Genomic DNA, 21744 nt, shown 5'->3' with positions numbered 1-21744 from the left:
TTTAACCTTTCTCAAGTAAAATATTTTTTGTAATTCATGGCATAATTTCATTATCAAATATATCTTTAATATTAGGTTCATTAATTAAAGCATGTTTACCATCAAAAATAAAAACATAACTATGATGTTTCTTCCAATATTTTTTATTAATTTTAAGTTGATGAAAATCACTAAATACATCATCAGCACTTTGCAAGATTAACGTTGGAAGTTTTGAATTACTAATTTCCATTATACTTTTTTTATTAATTTTTTTAAATTGTAGTAAAAAACGTAATGATCAATTTTGACGATTACTATATCTTTGATTTATATTAGTAATATGAGCATTATTACTAGAAATATCTTGATTTTCAACATAGATTGGCATTTGAATATTAGAATTAAAAATAAAAGCAAAACAAAAACAAATAATAAAACTTAATGAAAATTGATAAAGATTTTTTTAGTTACTAAATTACTAGTAATTAATGCTGATACTTGTGAATTATTTTTAACAGCATAACTAGCAATAGCTGCGCCTAATGATTCACCAAAAACAATAATTTTTTGATTAGGATATTTAGATTTTACTGCACTTATTATATCTTTTAAATCATTAATATCAGTACCTAATGATTTAAATTTTCAATCTTGTCCATTTTTACCATTACCTCTTCGATCATAAGTAATCAAAGATAGTTGTGATTTTTTACAAAAAGAACTTAGTAATTTAAAATCATCTTTTTGACCTTGCAAGCCATGAGCACCAATAATAATGACTGTACTTTTATCACTCATTTGCTTAAATAATTTTACTTCATAACCATCACGTAAAATAATTACCTTTTCTCGTATTTCAGCAGCTTGTTGTAGATGAACATTGTCTTTAATTTTTGCCATTAATAAAATTCTTAAAATTATTAATATACTAATCCCAATTAAAATCGAATATAAACCATTTTGATCAGTAAAAAAATTAGCATTGTTTCATATCATGTTAAAGTTAGTCCTTTCCTATATTTGTAATTATTCGTAAATTTTAAAATTAGGTGCTTGTGGATGAATAAAAATACGTTCAATTTTTTGTGCTTTATTTGTTTCATCATTAATAGTTAATAAAACAGCTGAAAATTGACCTTCACCATCTGCTGGACTAAATTTTGCCGGCATACTTTTTTTATCACGAATAATAACTTCTTCAGCTTTAGCACCAATAATAGAATAAAACGGACCTGTCATTCCAACATCACTAATAAAAGCGGTACCTTTTGGTAATAAACGATTATCTGCTGTTTGAACATGAGTATGAGTTCCTACCACACAAGTAACTTGACCATCAAAATTTCAAGCAAAAGATAACTTTTCCGCTGTTGCTTCAGCATGAAAATCAATAATATGAATGTCACTTTTTTCTTCACTATTTTGTTTATCAATCGTAATAAGTTGTTCAAGAGCAAAATAAGGATTATCAGATTTATCCATGAAAGTACGACCAATTAAATTTGTTACACGCACTTTTTTATTACCAACTTTAACTAAAATTGTACCATTACCTGGATGATAAGGATTATAATTTAAAGGACGCAATAAATCGGGAGTTGTATTAATATACTTAGCAACATCAGGATGACCAAAAATATGATTACCGGTAGTAATAATATCAATACCAGCATTTTTTAATTCATCATAGTGTTTTTTACATAATGATTTACCATGCGTAGTATTTTCACCATTCGCAACTACTAAATCAATCTTAAATTGATTTTCATATTCCTTTTTTATTTTAGGAATTCAATATTTAACCATTTGTCTACCAACAATACTGTAAATATCACCAATTATTAAAATTTTCATTAATTTCCACCTGCTTTATTCTATTTTATCAATTTCTTGTAAAACTTTAATAAAATTATACTTTTCCGTATATTTTTCATATATTACTTGTCGTTGTTTATATTTTTCATAAAGATGCAACTTACTTTCATATTTATTTAATAAAATAATAACTTTTTGTAGACTATCATGAACAGCCGTTCGTGATACTTTTTGTAAATCAGCGATTTCTTGTAAAGATAAATTATTAATGAAGTAATTTGTAAAATATTGTTTTTGTTTTGCTGTTAATAATGTACTATAAAAAGCAAATAAACTATAATATAAAACTTGTTTTTCTAAACTATTCATTTTCATACTCCACAAACAAATCACTTGTTAAACTAAAAATATACTTATCTAAATCAAACTCTTCCAAGTCATTAATACCTTCACCAAAACCCATTAATTTAACAGGAATATCTAATTCTTCCTTAATAGCAAGAATAATACCACCTTTAGCAGTGCCATCCATTTTTGTTAAAATAATGCCAGTCAAAGAAACAATTTTCATAAATTCTTGCGCTTGATTAATACCGTTTTGTCCAGTTGTACCATCAATTACTAACAATGTTTCATTAGCTTCATGTCCTAATTTCTGAGTAATAATTTTATTAATCTTTTTTAACTCCTGCATCAAATTAACTTTATTTTCTAATCTTCCTGCCGTATCAACAATAATAACATCACAACCTTCAGATTTAGCTGCTTCAATTCCAGCATAAACAACACTAGCCGGATCTTGCTTTGGTGTTCCTAAATAACAAGGAATGCCAATTCTTTCTGCTCAAATTTGTAATTGTTCAACTGCACCAGCACGAAAAGTATCAGCAGCAACTAGAATTGGTTTTTTACCTTGTATCTTTAATTTAGCTGCTAATTTAGCTGCTGATGTTGTCTTACCATTACCATTAACACCAACAACTAAAAATAACGAAATATTATTACTACTAAAATTTAATCTTGTAGAAACCAACTGACCATCAGTATAAATAACAAACATTTTATCAATAATAATATCATTAATATCTTTTGGTTTTGTTAATTTTTGGATTTTGGCTTCATGACGAATTTCATCAGTAATAGTTTCTGCCATTTTGTATCCAACATCTGCTAAAATTAATACTTCAGTTAATTCTTCAAAATATTGTTCATCAAGTTGATGATAACGCGCTGCTAATGCTTTAATTTTAGATGCAAATAATATTCTTGACTTTTTAAGGCCCTGATCATATTTAGTTGTCTTTTGACCAAATAATTTTGTCTTTAAATTTTTAAAAAATGCCATATTTTCACCTACATTGTTTATTATACCAATAAATAACTAGTTATTTATGACATTAATACTTTAATTTTATTAAAATATTAATAGTACGATTTAAAAGTTTTATTTAATAAGTAATTTATTATATTTTAATTTAATAATAAATCCAAAAAATATCAATCAATTTTTCTTGATTTTAGCTAAAAATAAAAGATTGCAAAAGCAATCTTTTTAACTTGTTTTATTAAATACATGATGAATTTGATGGTTTATATCCACTTGTTGAAGGTTGATTTTGTAAATCCATTGCATTTATTTTTTTAGTTTTATTAAAACTTAATCGGTTGATTTTTTCTTCAAATACATGTTTCTCATTATTAGCAATTTCTTTTTCTAATAATAAATTTTTAAGTTGATCAGTCTTAATTAAAATATCCTTATTTATATCTTTGTTCTTATTAACACAACCAAAAGTAAAAATAATAATAATATAATTTAACACTGAATTTATTTTTTTCTGTTCAAAACGTGTAATATCTCTTTCAATATTGGTAATTCTTTTAGTTATATTTAATAAAATTTGTTGATTTTTTTTATTCTTAATTTTTTCATTTTTTTAAAAAAAATTCAGAAACTTTCTTATCTTTTGAAAAATCTTTGGCAAAAGATAAACTATCATTACCCATTTTATCTTTCTCAATAAAATTAGCACCTTTTTCAACTAATAAATTAATAAATTTTAAATCAGCATTACCCATTATACCATAATATAAAGGAGTATTATCTCTATTATTTTTGACATTTATATTAGCGCCATATTTAATTAATAGATCTGCAGTTTCTAAAAAATTATGAAAACATGCATAATGTAAAGGAGTATTACCAGAATTATCTTTTTCATTTATATTTAAATTATTTATTTTATTAGTAAGAAAATAAATAACTACCTTATTATTACCATTTTTTAAAAAGTAAATAAAAAGTTTTTGATCAAAACTTTTCTTAAGTTTTCATCTGTTAATATTCTTTTTGCTTCATTCAATTCTTGCATTTTAAGTTTTGATTGAGGATTATTATTTTTATCTGGGTGAGTTTTTAGAGCAGTCTGTTTGAATTTTTTTTTAATTTCTGCTACTGATGCTGTTGGTAATAAATTTAATATATCATAATAATTAGAAATTAATGATTCATCTTTCAAAATTCTTTTTTTCTCCTTTCAAAATAAAAAACCCATTTACTTTAAAATAAAGTAATGAGTTAAAAACTATATTTAGTTTTCAAATAAAGTATACATATTTGACCATTAATTTGATAAATTTAAATATTTAAATTTACCAAACATTCTTTAGTGAACTTTATTTTATTCATCAGATTTTAATAATTCAATTAAATTCATTTTATTTAATTCATGATTATTAATAATAAATGTTGATATATATATACCACCAATTATGATAAAACTTACTGGTAATATTCATCATGTTATTGTAAATGGTAAAGCCACACCAACAAAACTAATAAGAATATTAATTAAACCATAAATAGCAAGGTAACCTAGGGCAAACCCTACAATATAACCAAGTAATGCTCAAGGTGTAAAAATACCTAAAGTAAAAGAATTAATTTCTCAATTAGTATATCCTTCTGCTTTCATATGAGCCATAAAACGACGAAATTGATCGGTAAATAAATCAGTAATCATAATAACAATTAATATTGAACAAATAATCGTTGTCACAATAAATAAAGCACTAGCACTGAAAGCAATATCTGACATTTTAGTAAGCATTGCTTGTTGTCTTAATAATAAATAATTTTTTTTGACCATTGGTATATTTTGATTACCACTTAAACTAGTGGTTGCATAAATAGTATAATCATCTAAATTTGATTTAAAACTCATTCTTCCAATTAAATCAAAAACATTAGCATTAGCACTTAACTTACCATTAAATCATTGAAATACATCCGTTCCTGAATAATAAGGATTATCATCAATATAACTATAACCCATAATTTCATTAGCTCATTTTTGATCAACATAGGCTTTAGGAGTATCATAAGATTCTTGAATTCCCACAACTTGATATGTATGAAGTGGATTATCATTACCCGTAATATTTTTTCATCATGTTGGCATGTTTTTTTTAATATCTGCTTGTAAACTATCAGCATTAATATTATTTTCTTTAGTTAAAATATTATTATTAACCATTCCCATAAATCATTCTGCTGGGCGGTTTAATAAAATACTTAATGGATCTTTAGGATCAAATCCATTATATGGTTTTACCAAATCATATGAAAAAGGTCTAATTCATTCACCTGTTGAATCGGAAATACGTGATAAATCAAAATCAATAGTTTTAGCATTATCAGCTGTTGGAATTTTACCACTTTTAGCACTACCACTAATATCAGAAGGCAATTTTAATCAAATATCATTAATATTATTTCAAGTACTAGGTTCATTATTTATAATTGGTTGTCCTTTTTCATCATACATACCATTATACCTAGTGCCATGGATATCACTATATTCTTTACTATTATCAGATAATTTTATTTTTTGATCACCACGATAATTTCATTTTGTTCCACTTTTTGATCAGATGCCACCATTTGTAGTATAAGAATCTGTTGGTGGTGTTTCACCGTAATATCAATTTTCTTTTGGTAAAGGAACACTTTTACCATCAATATTTTTATAACATAAAGTATTAACTTGTGGTACACCACTAAATTGTGAACCAACATCTAATCCAAATTTAGATTGAAAAGCACGATTGATAACCATTGGAATAGCATTAGCATTAGCATTATATTTTAAAGCTTTCACTTCATCATTTTTTAATACTAACATCGCAGTATTGGGATTAATCCCAATAACATCCATTAGTTCTTTTTTAGCAATTTTTGTACTTTCATCAACACCAACTTTAAACTGTGTTACTAATTCTTCATCTGGTCCATTAATATCACCATTATTAGTAGTTTTTGGATTAAAAGCAATAGTATTATGACCAATACTAAAATAATCATAAGGATCTTCTTTAATATTTGGTCTTGGCAAACTATCAATACTCTGACGAACAAAGCCCGGTAATACTTGCTTTAAAATTTCTTTAATTGCCTCTGGACCAGGTGGCACTCCAGGATTGGGAACTTGCAAAATATTAGATAATTGGCCACTTGCAAAATTAACAATATTATATGAAAATATTTTTGATGGTGTATTATCTTCTTTACTTAAATCAGTTAATAACTGATTACTAAAAGCTTTGCCACCTAATCAACTATATGTTCAAACTAAATCATTAAGATCTAATGTCCCTGTTGATTGTTCTTGATAATAAGAGGACATTTTTTTTATAAACTCTGCTCTTTCAGATTCAGGAAAAGATGAATCAAAAGTAAAAATATCAGCAAAATTATTAGTTAATTTTTCTTTTTTAAACAATAATGGATTATATCATCCAACACGTGCCTTTTTCTCATCATAAACAATTTTATCTTCAGGTCAAGGCATAGCACCATAAGTTGGATAATATTTCTCACCGCTTGGTCGATTAAAAAAATCTCATGAATATAATCCATATTTACTCATTGGCATATTCGGCATTGGTGTTTGATACTCATAATAATTTTTATATTTTTGAGTTTTGAAATAATTAACTTTTAAACTATTAATAGTGGCAGGAACTAGTGTTGTTGCTACAATTGAAAGTGAAGCTAAAGTAATAACTCCCGAAGTAACTAAAATTTTTTTTCAACTAGTTTTTGATAAAGATAATAAAAAACGAAGACGAAAATTATTTTGTAAAAACTTGCTAGTTCTACTTTTAGGAACACCTAAAGCTAAATCACTATCTTTTTTAATTAAAAATAAAGGATCACGTTTTAAAAGACGAAAGGCAGTTAATAAAGTAACAATTGTAATAAAACCAATAATTAAAACAATTGAAATAAATAATGGAACAACATCAAAGTTAAAAACATTATATGGTAAAACAAATAAAGTATTAAAAATCTCAGTTAAATATACCTGAATTACAAGACCAACAATTCAGCCAATTGGAATTGCAATTAATAGTGTTAATAATGGATATGCCAAATAAGAAATCGTAATTTGTCATGTTTTATAACCTATTGATTTTAAAATACCCATTGAAACTTGTCCATGTTGGATTGCTTTTTTAACAATTAAAGTGGTAATAAAAATAACAACCGTTAGTAAAAATAATACTCCTGCTATTGCTGCAAATAAAAATCCAATTATTGCTGAATTAAATATCTTTTCTTTACTATTATAAAGCGAAAACTGACTATTACTACTTGTAACTACAGGATTTGGATTAATAAGGTATGTAGAAGATGATTGTGGTGTTGGATCTGTATTACCATATTTCTCAACTAAATACTTATTATAATCATATTGATTTAAATCACTAACATCATTATCACTAAATATTGTTTTTTGAAAAAAATCATTAAATAAATCAACATCAAATTCATGAATACTATTTTTAGGAACATTATTTCATTTTGTAAAATACATTAAAGTATTATCAGTTTTATCTGCTGTCTTATATCAATTTCCATCATTTCATGCTGAAGGTGTAACATAAGCAATAAATTCAGTTCTTGTATTGGGAATTGGATCTAAGTCACTAATCGTTGGATAAATATCATAAGCATCACCACCAATACCACTAACAATAAAGTCAGTACCATTAATATTAATATGATCGCCTGGTTTATACGCTTTATTACTTTTATTTTTTCTTGCATATTGTGGCGTAATAACTATTTCATTTTTACTTGTTGGTGCAACACCTTCAAATACTTTTAGATTAGTATGATTTAAAGCATTAGGTAAACCAATATCAATAATTTTAGTATTAATTTGAGTATTATTAATTACTCCAGCACTGGCAGTAAATTGATTACGAACATATAAATCACGCATTTGTAATGCTGCAACCGCACGAATTAAATATGTAGAAAATGCATCTCTTTCAGTGCCATCACTAATCACATTATAGTTAAAAGGTGAATGATAACCAATAGAAGTATTAGTAAAATTAGTATAAATGTTACTATCTGATTCTGTTGCAGAAAAATTACGATAAATTCTCATTCATTGACCATTCATACCATAATCATTATCTAATCTTGGATCAGGTTCAGTTTCCTTAACTACTTTAATAAAAAGTTCATTTCTTTCTGTTTGATTTTGCAAATTAACACTATCAGGAATAGTAGCATCATTAGAAGAAGATCTAAAATTTATTTTATTTTCTAAAATTCAAGTGGTAACTTTATCATTATCAGTTTCCTTTAATATCGGATCTGTTGAATGTTTTGTAATCCATTCCTTAATAAAAGTATTAATAGATTGAAGAATATTGGGTGCTGTTTTTTTTAAGAAAACATCACGATATAAATCATCTGCTGCTGTTTTAAAATGGTTTTTTAAATTCTCATTAGCAGCATTTTTTGATTTTAATAATAATTGACCATAGATGCTTGCTTTAACATTATTATTATTCAAATTAAAAACTAAAGGATTATCCGGATTTGTTCATCTTATATCATTAAACCCAGTAATATTGCCTGTATTATCACGAGTATAATCAATAGTTAAGTTATCTTTAGTGATTGGTAGTATTTCTTGATCTGTACCTATTTTTGTATCATCAAAATAAAGCGCTTTAGTACTTTTACTATTAGTTCCATCTTGAACATAAAATCGACCTAACTTTAAACTAAAAGCTTGATTAGCAATTTGTTTAATACCTTGTGACACTGGTGAATAAGGTAAAACAGCATCAAACTTAAGATCATTTAATCCTAATTGATTACTTCCTTCAATCATTCTAACGTATGATATTCAACTTCCAGTAACCAACGAAGTTGCAAAAGCAGTAAGTAATAGTAAAATAACTAATTGTAATTTACTTTTTCATGTAGCAACTAAAGTCTGCTTTAATAGTAACGCATTCTTAAATAAACTTTTTTTTGATTTCTTATTAGTAGATACCATTTTTTTATTATTCGCTTTTTCGCGTTTATTTAACCTTGCCATTACAGTTCTCCCTAATTCCTGAAATTAAAATTTTGCATTTAATTTTAATTATTAAGTTCACATATGGATTAATAATATCACACTTATACAAAATTAATATATAGGATAATTTTAAAATAAATAATAGATAGTTTTTATAATGTTTAATTTTTCTCTGTTTGATATATTACCATATTTAAATTGTTTATTTAAATAAATTTTAAAATTAAAATAACTAATGATACAATTTGTAAGAAATGAATTTAATTATTTTCAGAGTTAAATCTATTAAATTTTAGTAAAATAAAATTGACAAAAATAACACTTTATTTAAGGAGAACTGCTATGAAAAAAGTATTTACCAAGTTAGGAATTATCTTAATAGCAAGTGCCACTATTTTACCTCTATCAGCTTGTACCTTTAACTTTTATGTTAACCGTGTAACTAATAGTATCGCTAAAAGTTTTGCTGACCAAACTTCTGCTTTAATTAAAAGTATGGTTATGTCAAAAGAGTTAGGTGCTGATACTAGTAGTACTAATGATGATATTATGGGAAAAATTAAAAATAATAGTATTAATAATTTAACTAAAAATACTAGTTTAGATAATTGAGGTGATTTACAAACACGTTGAGGGGAAAATGGAAAAATTGATGTAAATAACTTTGATCCTGATAATTTTTTTAAAGCTTCTGGAACAGGTGAATTAACTAAAACCATCAATAGTAAAAAGCAAGTTAATGATGTTTTTTCATCACTTGATTATATTAGAACTATATCAATTATGGCTAACCCACAATTAGAAAATATAGTTGTTGGTGCTGGTATGGACCCCATTTCTAGTTTTTTAAAATCATTACAAGGTGACTTAAGCACTTTACCAGCTGGATTACAATTAGTTGCTAATTTAATTAATAACTATGGTCCTAATTTTTTAAATCCGCTAACTAGAATATTTGGTAATTTAGTCAATGGCAGTTGATCAGATCAACAAACTTCTACACCCACTGATGAAGAAACATTAACTAAGTTTATGAATAATTGAAAAGATGATAGTGGTCAACCTTATAGCGCTTGAAATGATAATGGAAAATGGAAAATAAGTCCAAGTTTTGGTGAATTTCCTGGTCATAAAGTTGAAAATTGAAAATCAAAACAAGATTATGATTTATATCATGGTGGCACTTTAATTAATTACTTATTTTGAAAAATGAGTAAAGATAATAACATCTTTGGTAAAGATGGTAAAACTCCAAGGTATTTAGGTAATATTCTTTCAGAATATATAACTGTTAATGGTATAAATCCACTGGATGTTCAATTTGATGAGAAAGGATTTTTTGCTGATATTGAAAAATACTTTCCCTATCTTTTAACTAACCCACTTTATATCTTAACAATTATTGAAGCAATTATTCCGGTTATTAAAAAATGAATATTAGATATGCCCGATATTACTGAAGGTGTTAAAAACTTAACAATTGGTAATGGTTATCCATCAAAGCCAAGTGCTGGTAGCTATAATTTGCTTGATATTATCAATACTATAAAATCTTTAATTAACCAACCAGAAAAATTAAAACAAATACTTCTAACCGTATTTGGTAAAACTACAGCAGAAACTCGTGGTTTCGATACATTTCTTTATGATGTTAAACTTAATTTAAAAGTTAAAATTGGTCTTTTACCTATACCAGTAAATTTAACCTTAGGCGGGCTTATTGGTGATAGTGCATATGATCCTAGTCCATTAATTGATACCATTATCAAAGCAATTAATACAGATAGTGTTAAAAATATTATTGATAGCATTACTGATCTAATTACCAAAATTTCAGAACAATATCCAGGTAATGAAGGTATTAATATTGATCTACAAGATTTAGAGAATTTTTTATTTAATAATACTAGTGGTCTCTTAATAATTCTTAAAAATGATACTATTGTTACTCTAAAAAACATAATTAATAAAAGTGATGTAACAGCAACCGATGTCGAAGAATTATATAAATCATTAGGTGGACACATTAATAAAGATGATCCAGAATATCCAACTTTTACTCAGGGTTCAATACTTGATATTTTACAAAAAACTATGCTTGAACCAAACAGTCAACTAAATAATATCTTAAATTTATTACTTGGTACTACTGATGAAAGTCATAAATTAGGAATTAAAAATATTATTACTGCTAATAATAATCAATGAATTAAAGATAACTATGAAACTTATTTTGATGCTGATAACACAACCGGCATTAATAAAAAAATAGGTAATACTTCTAATATTACTATGACTAAAACTACCATCAATAATATCGAAACAATTAATTTAAAATATGATTTTACATATAAAATTAAAAACACTACATATCATTTTATTATCACTGCTATTGATATTGAAAATTTAATTGATTTTCAAGGTATACGTACTTTTAAATTTAAAAGTATTACTTTAGTAAAATAAAAAATTAATTTTAATGTATTATTTACTAGATATTTAATAAAAAAATAATAGTTATCATAATAATAATTATTTTTAACTATAAAATATATGACTATATACTATACAATTTTAATTTTAATGCTATACTTAATTAAGTGCTTATTAATCTCATTATATCAGATATTATTATCAGATTTATCAATTAGGCGCCAGAAAGAAGAGGCATTGTTAATGGAAAACAATCAAACAATCGAAGCATTATTAGAAGAAATTAAAGTTTTAAAAGAAACAGTAATTACTATTAATGCAAGTTTAACAACACTTGTAAAAATCACAGAAGAACGTGAAAAACGTTTTGCTGAACGTGGAGCAAGAACACAAGGGGATAGAAATTCTTCTGATCGTGGAAACTTTAGACCACGTTCTGACCGTGGTGATTCTAGTTGAGGAAACAGTGGTGGATTTAGCAGACGAGACCGTGACGACCGTAATCGTAAGGGATAATTTAAACAAATAAAAAAACTTATAGCTAAGATTTAGCTATAAGTTTTTTTATTTGTTTAAATGTATAGCTAACTAAAGTAATATTTACTCATATCTTGAAAAACAAAATCAATAGCTTTTTTAATATTTGGTCAATAATTTGGTAATATTTTTCTTATATTATGTTTTATAGCAAATCAAAAATGTTCAATTGGATTTAAATTAGGAGAATATGGCGGAAGAAATAATAGTTTGCATCCAGCATTTTCAATTAATTGTTGTGTTAATTTAGATTTATGAAACGTTGCATTATCTAAAACTATAATTTGTCCACGCTTTAATACTGGAATTAGTTTATTTTTAACATATGATTCAAAAATTTTACTATTGCAATGTCCTTCAAATGCTCATAAGGCTTTTAATTTACCTTTATTTAGTGAACCAATTATACTCATTCTCTTTATTTTATATGCGGGTTTATTATCAAATAATCTTTTACCTTTTTCAGATCAACCATATTTATAAAATTCATTATCATCAATTCCAGATTCATCAATATATACTAAATCTTCATTCATTATTTTAGCTATTTCTTTTAAAAAATCTTCTTGTTTATTTTTATCTCTTTGTTCATATAGAAAAGTTTTTTTTATATGTATAATTTAGTTTTTTAAAATAGTTATAAACTGTTTCTTTAGTCATATTTCCAAATTTATCAATTACTTTTTGAACTGTAACATCTTTATTTTCTGCTAAATAATTTTTTAATTCATCTAAATCCTTTATTTTGTGGCTATGTCCTTTTTGATAATTCAAAATTGGTTTTATATGCCCAGTTTCTTTTTTTCTTTTTCTTCATAAAAATAAAGTCTTTCTAGTGATATTGAACACTTTACAAATTTCTTTAATTTTCATATTTTTACTTTCATAAGCTTCTATTACTTTTCTTCGTAAGTCTTCACTGTATGGTTTTGGCATAATTTAATCTTCCTAATCTATTTTAATTATTGCTGAATTGTACTTTTAAATTCAAAAACTGTTTAAATTACATATTATTATTTTACATTATTTATGAGTAAACATTACTTTAGTTAGCTATAATGAAATTAAATATTAAAAATAACTATTTTAATTCACTAATTTGTTAATTTTTCAAAATCTAAAACCCCATCAACTCAACTATTATTAAAATTAGTATCATGAGTTGTCAATAATACAGTGCCTTCAAATTCTTGCAATGCTTTTAATAAAGACTCTTTAGCTAAAACATCAATATGATTAGTTGGCTCATCTAAAATTAATAAGTTATAAGGTTTTAATGCCAATGCTGCTAATCTAACTTTAGTTTGTTCACCACCAGAAAGTAAGTTCATTGGTTTCATTACTAAATTACTACGCAAACCAAAACTTGCTAAAATTCTTCTAATCTCAACATCATTTAATTTAATATCTAACTCTTTTAAATAATTAAATGGAATAGTACTAGTCATTACTTCAGTTTGATGAAAATACGCTACTTGCATTCGATCATCTAAATTAATATTTCCAGCACTTGCTGGAAATATTACCAGCTAACGTTTGCAAGAAAGTAGTTTTACCAATTCCATTATACCCTTTAACAACTCACTTACTACCAGTCTTAATAACAAAAGTAAGCGGCTTAATTAATGGTTTATGATAACCTATCTCAAGGTTTTTAGCTTGAACAGCAATTGAACTTGTTGTTTTATAATACTTAAAATAAAACTTTGGAGGAGACTGGATTTTCTGTTTTTCTAAAACATTAATTTTAGATAATTGTTTTCTTCTTGATTCAGCACTTTTAGCAGTCGAAGCACGTGCTGCATTTTTACTAATATAAGTTTCTAATTTTTCAATTAATTTCTTTTGATTTGAATATGCTGATTCATATTGACGATGATGTAAACTTTTTTGTTCTAAAAAACTTTCAAAATTACCAACATAACGAGTAATCATATAATTATCAATATCGAAAATAATATTACATGTTGTATTAATAAAATTACGATCATGTGACACCAATAAAAATGCACTAGGGTAATTTTGTAAAAACTTAGCTAATCAATTAATTTGTTCAATATCCAAAAAATTAGTTGGTTCATCAAGTAATAAAAAATCATCTTCATTTAATAATAATTTTGCTAATAATACTTTTGCTCTTTGACCACCACTTAAACTACCTAAAGTTTGTTCTAAAAGTTGTAAATTAATACCCAATCCATCAACTAAACGACCAATTTTTTTACTAATAGTATCAAATCCTTGGTGTGTCAATTCATCTTGAATTTTCATTGCTTTCGTTAATAACTCTTCACTATAATTATTAGCCATTTCTGCATATAAGTTTTCCATTTGTTGTTCACGTTCAAAAAGTTTTTGATAACTTTCACGCAAATATTGTAAAACTGTTAATTCTAAATTAACCTCTTGATGTTGATCCAAATACCCAATTTTAATTTTAGGATGAATATTTAAATTAATATGATCTGCAGATACTGTTCCATTAATAATATTTAATAATGTTGTTTTACCAACACCATTCATACCAATTAATGCCACATGTTCACCTTTATTAATTTGTAAAGTGGCGTTTTTATATAAAACTTTTCCACCATTAGCATGTGTTAAATTCTCAATTGTGACAATACTCATCTTATACCTCATTAATATTTTTTAATTACTTAGTAATAATAACATGAATATTAACCATAAAATAAGAGAAAAGAGAAAATAGTATTAATTTTATAGATTAAAATTTTATTATTTTCAACAAAATTATTAACTTATTAATTATGTTGAAATAAACATTTTACTTTATTTCAAGTATTAACTGAAATTGGAATATTATTAATACTCTTTGCATCAAATTTTTCTTGAGTTTGATGAGACAATTTTCTATTTTTAATTATATTAATATTTTGTTCAAAACTTGGTCTAATTTCATCAAAAGATATGTTTTTTTGAGTACTTAAATAGTTTTTTAAAACTCTAGAATTGATATTATGAAAATCTATTTCTTTTAAGTCCTCCATTTCTAGTTTTTTTGCTTTTTTTGATTCTACTAGCTTTCACATTTTTTTAAATAAAGGTTTAATTGCACATTCTTTTAGTATCTGAACGCTTAATACTGCTACAATTGCCAAAACTATACATCAACCTATAGGCAGAGCAGTAAGTGTTGCTATTCCTAAAGCTGCAGGAGTTCATCAACAAAGCGCCATTGCAAAGGGAATTTTACGTGCAATAACAGAAATAATTCCTGAAACAACACCAAAAAGATAAGTTTCAAGGGCAAAAATAAAAAATTTTCCAACTCACCTACCTAATTTACCTAAAATATTTTTGCTTTCTTGGTAATGTTTAGTAATCTGTGTAACTTACAAAAATAACTATGTTTAATTAATTCTAGTAAATATAATTAAATGACTAGAAAGAGTGAGTTACAGATGGCTAAAAAACAAAGTATTAATAATAATGATCCAATATCAAAAGCAGTAGATTTATTACTAGAAAATACTGAAGATTTAACAACAGTATTTAAAGAAGGAGGATTATATAAAGAATTAACAAAAAGATTAGTAGAAAAGATGTTAAATTCTGAAATGCAAAATTATTTAGGGTATGAAAAAAATCAACATAGTAATAGTGAAAATGCTCGTAATGGTATAAGTTCAAAAAAATTAATAACTCAACAAGGTAAAATTGAAATTAATGTACCAAGAGATCGTAATAGTGATTTTACTCCTGTAATAGTTGCAAAAAGACAGAGAAGATTTGATGGCTTTGATCAACAAGTTCTTTCACTATATGCCAAAGGAATGACTTTATCAGATATTAGAATGCAGTTGCAAGAGTTATATCATGGTGCAGATATTAGTGAAAGTGTTATTAGTCAAATTACTGATGATGTGATAGATGATGTCAAGGCGTGGCAAAATCGACCATTAGAAAGTATTTATTCTATTGTTTATTTTGATTGTATAGTAGTTAAAGTACGGCAAGATAAACGCATTATTAACAAATCAGTTTATATAGCATTAGGAGTGGATTTAGAAGGCAAAAAAGATGTTTTAGGTTTATGAATTAGTGAAAATGAAGGTTCTAAATTTTGACTAGCTAATTTTACAGAAATGAAAAATCGAGGCTTAAATGATATTTTGATTGCTTGTAGTGATAATTTAACAGGCATGTCAGAAGCAATACAAGCAGTTTATCCTAAAACTGAACATCAATTATGCATAGTTCATCAAATTAGAAATAGTTTAAAATATGTTTCATACAAACATCGAAAAACCTTAGTTGCAGATTTAAAACCAATTTATAGTGCATGTAGTGAAGAACAAGCAATGCAAGCTTTAGAATAGACTTACTGCATAACGTTTTTAAGTTTTAATGATAAATTATAAAATCCTGCAATTAAATTAAATCTTAAAAATATTCGTTTTCTACCTTTTCTAAATTTATAACCAATAATTTTAAAACATTTTAAAAATGCAAAAACATGTTCAATTTTTCTGCGAGTTTTATTAATAATCTTATTAAAAATGGTAATTTTACTTGTTTTAGGATTATTTTTACTAGTTTTAATGGGTAAAAATGTATTACTATGAATTTTTTGTAAACCTTGATAACCTTTATCTGCAAGAATTACAGTTTCTGACAAAAATTCTAACTTTGAATTTTTAAAAGTTTTAAAATCATGATTTTTACCAGTATCAGGAAAAATATTTAAAATTTCATTAGTATGTGCATTAATTATGGTTTGAAACTTAACAGTATGCATTCATTTTTTGCCAGAAAATCAATCTTTTTGATTATATTTTGGTCGTTCTGTTTCTACTTCTGTTACATCAATTATCAAAATTTTATTTTTGAATTCTTCTTTTTAAAAAATATTTTTATTTGTTAAATTATTAAACTTATTATTATTTATTAAAATGTCTTCAATTGAACGAATATTTCGTAAAGCAGTAGTATCAACCATATCATACTCAGCACCAATACTATGATATGTACGATTTTCATATAAATATCTTAAAGTCATTACTAGTCTATCTTCTATTGACATTTTATATGGCCTTCCACCAGTGGTATTTTTTAGATTTTGATGATCTAATAAAATATTTAAAATTTCATTAAAAACTAGTTTATTAATACCAACTATTTTACGAAAATATTGATCCGGTTTATCTTTTAATTCAAAATATGTCATAAAATTTATCCTTAACTATTCAAATTTTATTTTAATAATAACAAAAAAATGAAAAGTTAACTAGTTATGCAGTAAGTCTAATCATTTGAAAGTAAATGAAATAAACAATATCCGCAAATTACTAAATCTTGATATAAAAATTGAGATAATTTAATGGTTTTTATTAGTTATCCACCAGAAATTAAAAGAGTGATTTATACTACAAATGCTATTGAATCTGTTAATAGTCAATTACGAAAAGTTATCAGAAATAAAAAAGTTTTTCCTAATGATATGGCAGTTTTCAAAATATTTTACTTAGCAATTGAAAATATAACAAAAAAATGAACAATGCCCATTCAAAATTGAAATACAGCAATTGCTCATTTTATGATAAAATTTGAAGATAGAATTAATCTGAACTAGTAACTTTGTAAAACAAAGATACACAGATTACATAAAAGCCTCGCTTTCTTTAATATTTTCATCATTATTAATGACACCATTAATATTTTCTTTATTTTTAAAATCTAAAATAGATTTTTTTCTAATAACTACTTGATTATCATTTTCATTTTTTATGAATTGACTTTCTTCTAAAAGTTCTTTTTTACAAAAATAAACTCTATATTGCTCTATTATTTTTTGTTCAACATCAGTTTCTTTATTATTAATATAGCTAACTAAAGTAATATTTACTCATAAATAATGTAAAATAATAATATGTAATTTAAACAGTTTTTGAATTTAAAAGTACAATTCAGCAATAATTAAAATAGATTAGGAAGATTAAATTATGCCAAAACCATACAGTGAAGACTTACGAAGAAAAGTAATAGAAGCTTATGAAAGTAAAAATATGAAAATTAAAGAAATTTGTAAAGTGTTCAATATCACTAGAAAGACTTTATTTTTATGAAGAAAAAGAAAAAAAGAAACTGGGCATATAAAACCAATTTTGAATTATCAAAAAGGACATAGCCACAAAATAAAGGATTTAGATGAATTAAAAAATTATTTAGCAGAAAATAAAGATGTTACAGTTCAAAAAGTAATTGATAAATTTGGAAATATAACTAAAGAAACAGTTTATAACTATTTTAAAAAACTAAATTATACATATAAAAAAAACTTTTCTATATGAACAAAGAGATAAAAATAAACAAGAAGATTTTTTAAAAGAAATAGCTAAAATAATGAATGAAGATTTAGTATATATTGATGAATCTGGAATTGATGATAATGAATTTTATAAATATGGTTGATCTGAAAAAGGTAAAAGATTATTTGATAATAAACCCGCATATAAAATAAAGAGAATGAGTATAATTGGTTCACTAAATAAAGGTAAATTAAAAGCCTTATGAGCATTTGAAGGACATTGCAATAGTAAAATTTTTGAATCATATGTTAAAAATAAACTAATTCCAGTATTAAAGCGTGGACAAATTATAGTTTTAGATAATGCAACGTTTCATAAATCTAAATTAACACAACAATTAATTGAAAATGCTGGATGCAAACTATTATTTCTTCCGCCATATTCTCCTAATTTAAATCCAATTGAACATTTTTGATTTGCTATAAAACATAATATAAGAAAAATATTACCAAATTATTGACCAAATATTAAAAAAGCGATTGATTTTGTTTTTCAAGATATGAGTAAACATTACTTTAGTTAGCTATATATATAGCTAACTAAAGTAATGTTTACTCATAAATAATGTAAAATAATAATATGTAATTTAAACAGTTTTTGAATTTAAAAGTACAATTCAGCAATAATTAAAATAGATTAGGAAGATTAAATTATGCCAAAACCATACAGTGAAGACTTACGAAGAAAAGTAATAGAAGCTTATGAAAGTAAAAATATGAAAATTAAAGAAATTTGTAAAGTGTTCAATATCACTAGAAAGACTTTATTTTTATGAAGAAAAAGAAAAAAAGAAACTGGGCATATAAAACCAATTTTGAATTATCAAAAAGGACATAGCCACAAAATAAAGGATTTAGATGAATTAAAAAATTATTTAGCAGAAAATAAAGATGTTAGAACCTGTTTAGAATCTTTTCGAAAATAATGTAAAATGATTATATATTTTAAAATCAGAGGTATATATTATGCATAAAAATTATCCAAGTCATGTCACCAAAGAACAATTTGAGAACATAAAAACAATTTTAGAAAATAGCAAAAAGAAAACAAAACCAAGAAGTTTAGATTTATATGAAGTATTTTGTGCAATTTTATATGTATTAAAAAGTGGTTGTCAATGAAGAATGCTACCAAAAAATTTTCCAAAATGACAAACTGTATATTATTATTTTCAAATTTGAAGTAAAAATAACGGTAAAGAAGCTAGTGTATGGCAATTAATTTTAAAAAAAATTGGTTAAAAAAGTTCGTATCAACAATAATCGCAAAGAACAAACTAGTTTTTGTATAATTGATTCGCAAAGTGTTAAAAATACAGATACTACTGAAAATAAAGGTTATGATGCTGGTAAAAAGATTTCAGGAATAAAGCGTCATATTATTGTTGATTCTCAAGGTTTACCACATGCAATTTAAATAACCACAGCAGAAAAAACAGATCGTAATAGCGCTATAATAATGATTGAAAATGAAAAAGAAAATCTTTCTGCAGTTCAAAAAATAATAGTAGATGCTGGTTATACTGGTGAAAAATTTGCTTCTGAAATCAAAACAATCATAAATGCAAATGTTGAAATTATAAAACGCAATGAACTACATACTTTTGTAGTATTACCAAAAAGATGAATTGTAGAACGAAGCTTTGCTTGATTAGAAAAATACAGAAGATTATGAAAAAATTGTGAAAGAAAACTAAATACTAGTTTACAAATGGTTGTTCTTTCCTTTATTTCAGTTTTATTAAAAAGATCCTAAACAGGTTCTTACAGTTCAAAAAGTAATTGATAAATTTGGAAATATGACTAAAGAAACAGTTTATAACTATTTTAAAAAACTAAATTATACATATAAAAAAAACTTTTCTATATGAACAAAGAGATAAAAATAAACAAGAAGATTTTTTAAAAGAAATAGCTAAAATAATGAATGAAGATTTAGTATATATTGATGAATCTGGAATTGATGATAATGAATTTATAAATATGGTTGATCTGAAAAAGGTAAAAGATTATTTGATAATAAACCCGCATATAAAATAAAGAGAATGAGTATAATTGGTTCACTAAATAAAGGTAAATTAAAAGCCTTATGAGCATTTGAAGGACATTGCAATAGTAAAATTTTTGAATCATATGTTAAAAATAAACTAATTCCAGTATTAAAGCGTGGACAAATTATAGTTTTAGATAATGCAACGTTTCATAAATCTAAATTAACACAACAATTAATTGAAAATGCTGGATGCAAACTATTATTTCTTCCGCCATATTCTCCTAATTTAAATCCAATTGAACATTTTTGATTTGCTATAAAACATAATATAAGAAAAATATTACCAAATTATTGACCAAATATTAAAAAAGCGATTGATTTTGTTTTTCAAGATATGAGTAAACATTACTTTAGTTAGCTATACTACTTATATTGAATCTTCAACTGGTGTTGCACAAGGTGCTAGAACCGGATTTTCGGCAATAATTACTGGAACAATGTTTTTAATTGCTATTATTTTATATCCAATATGAAATTAGTAATTTAATTGCAAAAGTTAGAAATAGTAATCCAGGCAAAATTACAGAAAATAATCAAAATGACTTTCGGGTTAGTGACGGTACTTGTCAAATTGATATTGTAACCAAAGATGAAAAAAATGAAAAACTTATTACTTCTTAGAACCTGTTTAGGATCTTTTTTGATTAATTTTTAATAAAATTTATATTATAATGGTTATTTTATAATAAAAAATAGATTTTTAGTCGATAAGTTTTCAAATGATAAAATTTTTTTAACAAAAAAATGAAAAAGAAAATAAATTATTGGTTAAGTACCTATTTATAAATGATTATTTCTTGTTTTAGTTAAATTCTATTAAAAAGATCCTAAACAGGTTCTTATACTATCAATACAAGCAAAAATAATGAATTAGGCATTAATAATATAATTATTACTAATATTATATTTAATAAAAGTACTTTAAAATTAACAACAGAAGAAGGTTTTAGACAAGGTAATCCAATTACTAGTTTTAAATTAAAATTTAAAAGTGATGATAAACAAAAGCAATTTGATGAACTAGTTAAATTACTAAATACAAAAATTTCTACACAATTTTTTAGTCATATTAATAATTGAACACCAGTAACAGGAAATTTTCCAAACTCAAAAGTTTTTTTAGAAATCCATTTTGGTAATGTAAGTATCCATAGAATTGATTGTGGAATAGCTCCTACAGAATAAATTAAATTCGATTTTCA

General features: G+C 24.8%; 23 protein-coding genes and 3 pseudogenes. 10 read left to right on the top strand and 16 right to left on the bottom strand.

The features are described 5' to 3' along the window. Position 1: 1 nt before the first annotated feature. The 9 genes from ACQH26_RS05340 to ACQH26_RS05300 all read right to left on the bottom strand — a co-directional run bounded on the left by ACQH26_RS05340 (position 2) and on the right by ACQH26_RS05300 (position 9206). Positions 2 to 370 (bottom strand): hypothetical protein, encoded by a 369-nt coding sequence (locus ACQH26_RS05340; RefSeq protein WP_425383046.1) that lies wholly within the window; start codon positions 368 to 370, stop codon positions 2 to 4. A 50-nt stretch (positions 371 to 420) separates the two neighbouring features. Continuing rightward, positions 421 to 978 carry an alpha/beta fold hydrolase gene (locus tag ACQH26_RS05335; RefSeq protein WP_425383045.1) on the bottom strand — a complete coding sequence of 186 codons (558 nt, stop codon included), beginning with the start codon at positions 976 to 978 and terminating at the stop codon, positions 421 to 423. Positions 979 to 1008: 30 nt separating this feature from the next. Continuing rightward, positions 1009 to 1836: a TIGR00282 family metallophosphoesterase gene (locus ACQH26_RS05330; RefSeq protein ID WP_174480992.1), complete on the bottom strand. Its 828-nt coding sequence runs from the start codon at positions 1834 to 1836 to the stop codon at positions 1009 to 1011. A 15-nt stretch (positions 1837 to 1851) separates the two neighbouring features. After that, positions 1852 to 2166 carry a YlxM family DNA-binding protein gene (ylxM, locus tag ACQH26_RS05325; RefSeq protein WP_425383044.1) on the bottom strand — a complete coding sequence of 105 codons (315 nt, stop codon included), beginning with the start codon at positions 2164 to 2166 and terminating at the stop codon, positions 1852 to 1854. Then, positions 2159 to 3142, bottom strand: a complete 984-nt coding sequence (gene ftsY, locus ACQH26_RS05320) for a signal recognition particle-docking protein FtsY (RefSeq protein WP_425383043.1) — start codon at positions 3140 to 3142, stop codon at positions 2159 to 2161. The genes ylxM and ftsY overlap by 8 nt, the downstream gene beginning before the upstream one ends. Positions 3143 to 3362: 220 nt before the next feature. Next, the gene (locus ACQH26_RS05315; protein WP_425383042.1) at positions 3363 to 3620 is read right to left on the bottom strand and encodes a hypothetical protein; all 258 of its coding nucleotides are present in this window, start codon (positions 3618 to 3620) and stop codon (positions 3363 to 3365) included. A gap of 97 nt (positions 3621 to 3717) precedes the next feature. Next, entirely contained in the window at positions 3718 to 4086 is a 369-nt protein-coding gene (locus ACQH26_RS05310; RefSeq protein WP_425383088.1) for an ankyrin repeat domain-containing protein, read from the bottom strand. Next, entirely contained in the window at positions 4083 to 4316 is a 234-nt protein-coding gene (locus ACQH26_RS05305; RefSeq protein ID WP_425383041.1) for a J domain-containing protein, read from the bottom strand. The genes ACQH26_RS05310 and ACQH26_RS05305 overlap by 4 nt, the downstream gene beginning before the upstream one ends. Before the next feature lie 162 nt (positions 4317 to 4478). Continuing rightward, on the bottom strand, positions 4479 to 9206 hold the full coding sequence (locus ACQH26_RS05300; RefSeq protein WP_425383040.1) for an ABC transporter permease: 4728 nt from the start codon (positions 9204 to 9206) through the stop codon (positions 4479 to 4481). A gap of 483 nt (positions 9207 to 9689) precedes the next feature. On the opposite strand from ACQH26_RS05300, the gene ACQH26_RS05295 reads away from it, so the two are divergent. After that, complete coding sequence (locus ACQH26_RS05295) at positions 9690 to 11654, top strand: hypothetical protein (protein ID WP_425383039.1); 1965 nt, start codon at positions 9690 to 9692, stop codon at positions 11652 to 11654. Between the two features lie 210 nt (positions 11655 to 11864). Continuing rightward, the gene (locus ACQH26_RS05290) at positions 11865 to 12137 is read left to right on the top strand and encodes a hypothetical protein (RefSeq protein WP_174480642.1); all 273 of its coding nucleotides are present in this window, start codon (positions 11865 to 11867) and stop codon (positions 12135 to 12137) included. A gap of 68 nt (positions 12138 to 12205) precedes the next feature. Here ACQH26_RS05290 and ACQH26_RS05285 read toward each other — a convergent pair whose 3' ends face one another. From ACQH26_RS05285 to ACQH26_RS05265, 5 genes are all read right to left on the bottom strand, one after another. Then, entirely contained in the window at positions 12206 to 12694 is a 489-nt protein-coding gene (locus ACQH26_RS05285) for an IS630 family transposase (protein WP_425382099.1), read from the bottom strand. Positions 12695 to 12734: 40 nt separating this feature from the next. Further along, positions 12735 to 13094 (bottom strand): helix-turn-helix domain-containing protein, encoded by a 360-nt coding sequence (locus tag ACQH26_RS05280; protein WP_425381863.1) that lies wholly within the window; start codon positions 13092 to 13094, stop codon positions 12735 to 12737. 158 nt (positions 13095 to 13252) lie between these two features. Next, complete coding sequence (locus ACQH26_RS05275; RefSeq protein WP_425383038.1) at positions 13253 to 13639, bottom strand: ATP-binding cassette domain-containing protein; 387 nt, start codon at positions 13637 to 13639, stop codon at positions 13253 to 13255. 13 nt (positions 13640 to 13652) lie between these two features. Then, positions 13653 to 14789, bottom strand: coding sequence for an ABC-F family ATP-binding cassette domain-containing protein (locus ACQH26_RS05270; RefSeq protein WP_425383037.1), 1137 nt, complete (start codon positions 14787 to 14789; stop codon positions 13653 to 13655). A gap of 134 nt (positions 14790 to 14923) precedes the next feature. Beyond that, a complete protein-coding gene (locus tag ACQH26_RS05265) occupies positions 14924 to 15358 on the bottom strand; it encodes a hypothetical protein (RefSeq protein ID WP_425383036.1) in 435 nt (144 codons plus the stop codon). A 225-nt stretch (positions 15359 to 15583) separates the two neighbouring features. On the opposite strand from ACQH26_RS05265, the pseudogene ACQH26_RS05260 reads away from it, so the two are divergent. After that, a pseudogene (locus tag ACQH26_RS05260) lies at positions 15584 to 16498 on the top strand (IS256 family transposase); the annotation flags it as partial. A gap of 5 nt (positions 16499 to 16503) precedes the next feature. Here ACQH26_RS05260 and ACQH26_RS05255 read toward each other — a convergent pair. Together ACQH26_RS05255 and ACQH26_RS05250 are read right to left on the bottom strand one after the other, a co-directional pair. Further along, positions 16504 to 16998: a transposase family protein gene (locus ACQH26_RS05255; protein ID WP_425383035.1), complete on the bottom strand. Its 495-nt coding sequence runs from the start codon at positions 16996 to 16998 to the stop codon at positions 16504 to 16506. A 24-nt stretch (positions 16999 to 17022) separates the two neighbouring features. Continuing rightward, positions 17023 to 17349 carry a transposase family protein gene (locus ACQH26_RS05250; RefSeq protein WP_425382209.1) on the bottom strand — a complete coding sequence of 109 codons (327 nt, stop codon included), beginning with the start codon at positions 17347 to 17349 and terminating at the stop codon, positions 17023 to 17025. Between the two features lie 81 nt (positions 17350 to 17430). Between ACQH26_RS05250 and ACQH26_RS05245 the strand changes: the two are divergent. From ACQH26_RS05245 to ACQH26_RS05215, 7 genes and pseudogenes are all read left to right on the top strand, one after another. Then, a pseudogene (locus tag ACQH26_RS05245) lies at positions 17431 to 17754 on the top strand (transposase); the annotation flags it as partial. A gap of 370 nt (positions 17755 to 18124) precedes the next feature. Continuing rightward, on the top strand, positions 18125 to 18484 hold the full coding sequence (locus tag ACQH26_RS05240) for a helix-turn-helix domain-containing protein (RefSeq protein ID WP_425382298.1): 360 nt from the start codon (positions 18125 to 18127) through the stop codon (positions 18482 to 18484). 40 nt (positions 18485 to 18524) lie between these two features. Continuing rightward, a complete protein-coding gene (locus tag ACQH26_RS05235) occupies positions 18525 to 19013 on the top strand; it encodes an IS630 family transposase (protein WP_425381862.1) in 489 nt (162 codons plus the stop codon). A gap of 129 nt (positions 19014 to 19142) precedes the next feature. Next, a complete protein-coding gene (locus ACQH26_RS05230) occupies positions 19143 to 19415 on the top strand; it encodes an IS630 transposase-related protein (RefSeq protein WP_425383034.1) in 273 nt (90 codons plus the stop codon). 40 nt (positions 19416 to 19455) lie between these two features. Further along, positions 19456 to 20245, top strand: a pseudogene (locus ACQH26_RS05225) (IS5 family transposase). 289 nt (positions 20246 to 20534) lie between these two features. Next, on the top strand, positions 20535 to 20900 hold the full coding sequence (locus tag ACQH26_RS05220) for a transposase (protein WP_425382104.1): 366 nt from the start codon (positions 20535 to 20537) through the stop codon (positions 20898 to 20900). Continuing rightward, complete coding sequence (locus ACQH26_RS05215; protein WP_425383125.1) at positions 20863 to 21021, top strand: hypothetical protein; 159 nt, start codon at positions 20863 to 20865, stop codon at positions 21019 to 21021. Before ACQH26_RS05220 ends, ACQH26_RS05215 begins: the two co-directional genes overlap by 38 nt. The last annotated feature ends 723 nt before the right edge of the window (positions 21022 to 21744 follow it).

The organism is Spiroplasma endosymbiont of Melieria omissa (assembly GCF_964031175.1).
In the GTDB taxonomy this organism is placed as follows: domain Bacteria; phylum Bacillota_I; class Bacilli_A; order Mycoplasmatales; family VBWQ01; genus Spiroplasma_E; species Spiroplasma_E ixodetis_A.
The sequence above is the reverse complement of the archived record's forward strand: the minus strand, read 5'-3'. Positions and strand labels throughout refer to the sequence as shown.